The 4,322-nt window shown below is 47.4% G+C and carries 3 protein-coding genes and 1 pseudogene; 1 reads left to right on the top strand and 3 read right to left on the bottom strand.

The features are described from left to right. The 3 genes and pseudogenes from PAT3040_RS19310 to ribF all read right to left on the bottom strand — a co-directional run. A pseudogene (locus PAT3040_RS19310) lies at nucleotides 1-743 on the bottom strand (hypothetical protein); the annotation flags it as partial. A 564-nt stretch (nucleotides 744-1,307) separates the two neighbouring features. Next, nucleotides 1,308-2,153 (bottom strand): pirin family protein, encoded by an 846-nt coding sequence (locus tag PAT3040_RS19305; RefSeq protein WP_108994006.1) that lies wholly within the window; start codon nucleotides 2,151-2,153, stop codon nucleotides 1,308-1,310. An 18-nt stretch (nucleotides 2,154-2,171) separates the two neighbouring features. Beyond that, on the bottom strand, nucleotides 2,172-3,152 hold the full coding sequence (ribF, locus tag PAT3040_RS19300) for a riboflavin biosynthesis protein RibF (RefSeq protein ID WP_108994005.1): 981 nt from the start codon (nucleotides 3,150-3,152) through the stop codon (nucleotides 2,172-2,174). A gap of 100 nt (nucleotides 3,153-3,252) precedes the next feature. On the opposite strand from ribF, the gene PAT3040_RS19295 reads away from it, so the two are divergent. Beyond that, nucleotides 3,253-4,251 (top strand): NAD(P)/FAD-dependent oxidoreductase, encoded by a 999-nt coding sequence (locus tag PAT3040_RS19295; RefSeq protein WP_258235061.1) that lies wholly within the window; start codon nucleotides 3,253-3,255, stop codon nucleotides 4,249-4,251. The last annotated feature ends 71 nt before the right edge of the window (nucleotides 4,252-4,322 follow it).

Below are 4,322 nucleotides of genomic sequence, written 5' to 3'. Positions count from 1 at the left end.
CGATCTCCATCGTACTCAATAACAAATCCTTCCCAAGGACCGGAATCATCTGCAGGCGGCGGATAAATTTCGTGTGTCGTTCCTCCATCGATGACCTTCTTCACCGTAGCAAAGTCGTTGTTTGGCCACCGTGCCAAAGTTTGACTTTCCCCATTAATAAATAATTCTGGGGCTGAATATTGTGAAATTCCCTCTGGAAAGTAGTTCATACTATGCCCGTATCTCACTAATTCTCCGTATTCCGTAATTCCTTGCTGTGCCAAATCAACTTTAACTACTTTACCACGCGCACTTTCAACTAATCTGTTTAAAATATTTTCATCTGTTACCGTTTTAAATTCTGAAGCATCTATGGTAGCCCCGCCCATAATTTTAACTTCTTCATTATTATAGGCTTTATAGATAATCGGATTATCTTCTGTTCCTGAATCCTCCTCCGTTAGCTCAAAAGATTTTCCAAGACGATATTCTCCTCCTCGCAAATAGACAGTAATTCCGCCATCAGGAAGACCTGAATCCGCTTTCATTTCTCGTATTGCATCACGCGCTTTCTCTAAGGTGGCAAAAGGGGCGTTTATCGTTCCTAACCCACTTTCATTATCGCCATTTGGCGCTACAAAAAGGGTATGGCCCAGGTTCTCTGCGGATACTTCTGTAGATAAGCTGAATCTAGGAAACAAACTTCCTAATAAAACAAATGCCATGAAAACAACCATAAATTTTCCCTTTGAATTGTTCATCATGATCGCTCACCTCTTCTTATTTGAATAACTACAAAGTTAACAAGTAATAAAACGCTTACAACGATAATTCTTAACTCTTCCACTTTGGTCGATCATACCCGTACTTAAATGTCCCCTCCCTCAGAATCATTACCACTACCGCCTGTTCATCACATCACGCCTTCCTGCGATTTTATGTCTGCTTGCAATATTTATTTTGACAAACTTTCATCCGCATCATCAATCCCAAAACGAAGTCAACGTACCAATTCCGATAACAGGATTTGTATTTTGTATCAAATTTGATAGATTGGTCCAGCTGTCTTTCTTATCCGAGCGCTACATTCATCCGAAAGTTCAATTGGCCCCATAGATTCCCTGATCCTCGGATGTCGATTTCGCCAATGCTTCTACCGTTTGTGATCTTCTTGTTGGCTATGCACTTCTGCCACCTGCGGTATGCTTGGGACTATCACACCTCAGTCTCTTGCGCTGTCAAGCGCACCAAAAAAAGATGAACGGTTTCGTTCATCTTTTTCGCGCTGGGAGCTGCACGCTACATTTGCCTGCAGTTTCAAATTCTGTTTAATAAAACGTTCCGTTACGGTAATCGCTGTACGCCTCAGCAATCTCCTCTTCCGTGTTCATGACGAACGGACCGCGAGCAACAACCGGCTCTCTGAGCGGCTCTCCTGCAAATAAAACAAGCCGCAGCTCTTCGTTTGCCGTGACCTGTATACTGCTCATGCCCGCCTCATCGGCAGAATCCAGCCACAACGCTTGCCCTTTCCTCGCTTCGGCCCTGTTCGCTCCGAACGTGCCGCTTCCTTCCAAAATATAAATAAAACCGTTGTAGCTGCCCGGGAGGTCTTGCAAGACGGAAGCTCCGCCGTCTACGACCATCTCCACGAAAGTGACAGGGGTATAATTCAGCGTGCTGGAAACAACGTCGCCCGACGAGCCCGAATAAACCCGGATTACAGCACCGTTCTCCTCGCGGACGGGCATATCATTTGCCTGCATGTTCTGGTAGCGAGGCTCCGTCATCTTGTATTTGCGCGGCAGGTTGACCCAAAGCTGGAGCATATGCACCCTTTCCCCGTCAGCCGGAGTCTCGTTATGGACGACCCCTCGGCCGGCGGTCATAAACTGCAAATCCCCCTTCTGAAGTTTCCCGCCATCGCCTGTTGCGCTGTCGTAATGATTGATGTTGCCATCGATGATAAAGGAGAGCGTCTCGATTCCGCGATGCGGATGGACATCGAACGCCCCTTTCTCAAACTTGTCTTCCATCATCACAAGAAACGGATCGAAGTCCGCCCAGCGCCCGGGCTCAAGAACCGGAGCAGCGCTATGAATAGGGCTTACTTGCTTCTCCGTGATTGTCCATACTTTTTTGATGCCGCGCGGTTTCATGTTGTTCGTATCCATTAATTCGCACCATCCTTCTTAGCCGATAAATTTTGAACTTGCTATTATTGCTTGCTTCGTATGATGCATCTGGAAATACGCTCTAGCCTGAAGCTCGTCAAGCTTCATCTGTTTGACGAGCTCTTCCAGATTGTTAAATTTAAGTTCTTCGCGGAGATAACTATAGAAGGACAAGTTTACCTTCTTGCCATATACATCGCCCGAAAAATCAAGCAAATTGGCCTCAATCAAATAATTGCCCCCATCGACAGTAGGCCGATAGCCGGCGCTAATAAGCGCATGACGATGCTCGCTTTCATTAGGACTATGGCAAATCTCCGCGCTGCCTGCGTATACACCTGCTTTAGGAGGAACATATTGCTCGGCACCATGGCCTAGATTAATGGTCGGAAATCCAAGCTCTCTGCCCAGGGCATTCCCATGAATGACCTCTCCAGCAACAACATAATGACGCCCCAATAACTTCCCGGCAGCTTCAATGCGACCTTCCTTAATATGCGACCGGATTGTCGTGCTGCTTATTTTTTCTTCGTTGTCCTTTAGTAACGGAATGACCGAAACGGCTACATTTATTTCTTTGCAATAACCAATCAAGTCGTTCGTATCCGATTCTCTCCCCTTTCCCAAATGAAAGCCGTCACCGACGACAAGACGCTTGATATTTAGCCTGCTTAAATAATGGATGACAAAATCTCTAGCCGGTATTTGCGCGTATTTTGGGGTGAATTGAATGTTGTAAAACCTCTCTGCGCCGAGATTTTGCATCAGCGCAATTTTTTGCATGAGCGGCGTGAGCGACCTTTTATATTCGATATCGTTCCTTAAGATCCAGTTGGGATGGTCCGTAAAGCTCATGACCGCCAGCATGCCGTCCCGATAATCCAATGCCTTCTGCAGCAGCATGACGTGTCCTCTATGAACGCCGTCGAATTTCCCTATAACCAAAGTTATAGGCTTTGAGTCCTCTGGCGGCTTGGATGTAACCTCGATGTACTCCATACGATCCCTCTCTGTTGTTGAAATAATAAAATCGATGCGTTAATATATTTAATATACATTAAACTATAATATATTTCAAAATATGAAGGAGCGAACGGTTTTGGAACTTGAACATACAGATGCATTTACAGACATCACGATTATTGGAGGCGGTCCTGCTGGCATGTTTGCAGCGTTTTATGCCGGAATGCGCCAAGCAAGCGTTAAAATTATCGATAGTATGCCCCAACTGGGCGGACAGCCAATCGCCCTGTACCCGGAGAAGAATATTTATGATATTGCCGGATTTCCTAAGGTGACCGGCGCGCAGCTTGTCAAAAATCTGGAGGAGCAAATGAGCCTGTTCCCCGTCGAGGTGTGCTTGGAGGAAAAGGTGCAGCAGGTTATAAAGAAGGATGAGCGCCATTTCGAAATCGTCACCGATAAAGCGGTTCATTACAGCAAAGCAGTCATCATTACCGGAGGCATTGGGGCTTTTGAGCCTCGAAGGCTAGAGCTCGCGGAGGCCGGACGTTACGAAGACGCAAACCTCCATTATTTTGTAAAAGACCTTAGCCTATATGCCGGCAAAAGCGTCGTCATCAACGGAGGTGGCGATTCGGCCGTCGACTGGGCGCTGATGCTGGAGCCGATTGCAAAAGATGTGACGCTCATCCATCGGCGGGACAAGTTCCGCGCGCATGAGCATAGCGTAGACAATCTAATGAAATCGAAGGTTAACGTCATCACGCCTGCGGAAGTAACGGGGCTCCATGGGGATGGACAAATCGAGCGCATTACGGTTGCTTTCCCTAAATCCGGCGAGACCAAAGAGCTCCCATGCGATGCGCTTATTGTCAGCTTTGGATTTGTATCCTCGCTTGGCCCGATCTCCGACTGGGGCCTGGATGTCCAGAACGGTTCCATTGCGGTTGATACCCGCATGCAGACAAACATTCCGGGCATATTCGCGGCTGGCGATATTACGACCTATCCGGGAAAATTAAAGCTGATCGCGGTCGGCTTCGGCGAGGCGCCCACAGCCATTAACAATGCGAAGGTGTATATCGATCCTACGGCAAAGCTATCGCCAGGCCATAGCAGCAATATGAAGCTATGAAAAAACCCCTCCCCTCGGCCGGCCGGCGAGCTTTAGAGCGATGCCGCCGACTTAAATCTTGAAAGGCAGCC

This window comes from Paenibacillus agaridevorans, assembly GCF_003112455.1.
Taxonomy (GTDB): domain Bacteria; phylum Bacillota; class Bacilli; order Paenibacillales; family Paenibacillaceae; genus Pristimantibacillus; species Pristimantibacillus agaridevorans.
Note: the sequence above shows the minus strand (reverse complement) of the source record. Positions and strands in the feature narration are given on the sequence as shown.

What these genes read in the sequence shown, in the direction of transcription:
- PAT3040_RS19305 (WP_108994006.1), bottom strand. Translation starts at nt 2,153, where the DNA reads ATGGATACGAACAACATGAAACCGCGCGGCATCAAAAAAGTATGGACA.
- ribF (WP_108994005.1), bottom strand. Translation starts at nt 3,152, where the DNA reads ATGGAGTACATCGAGGTTACATCCAAGCCGCCAGAGGACTCAAAGCCT.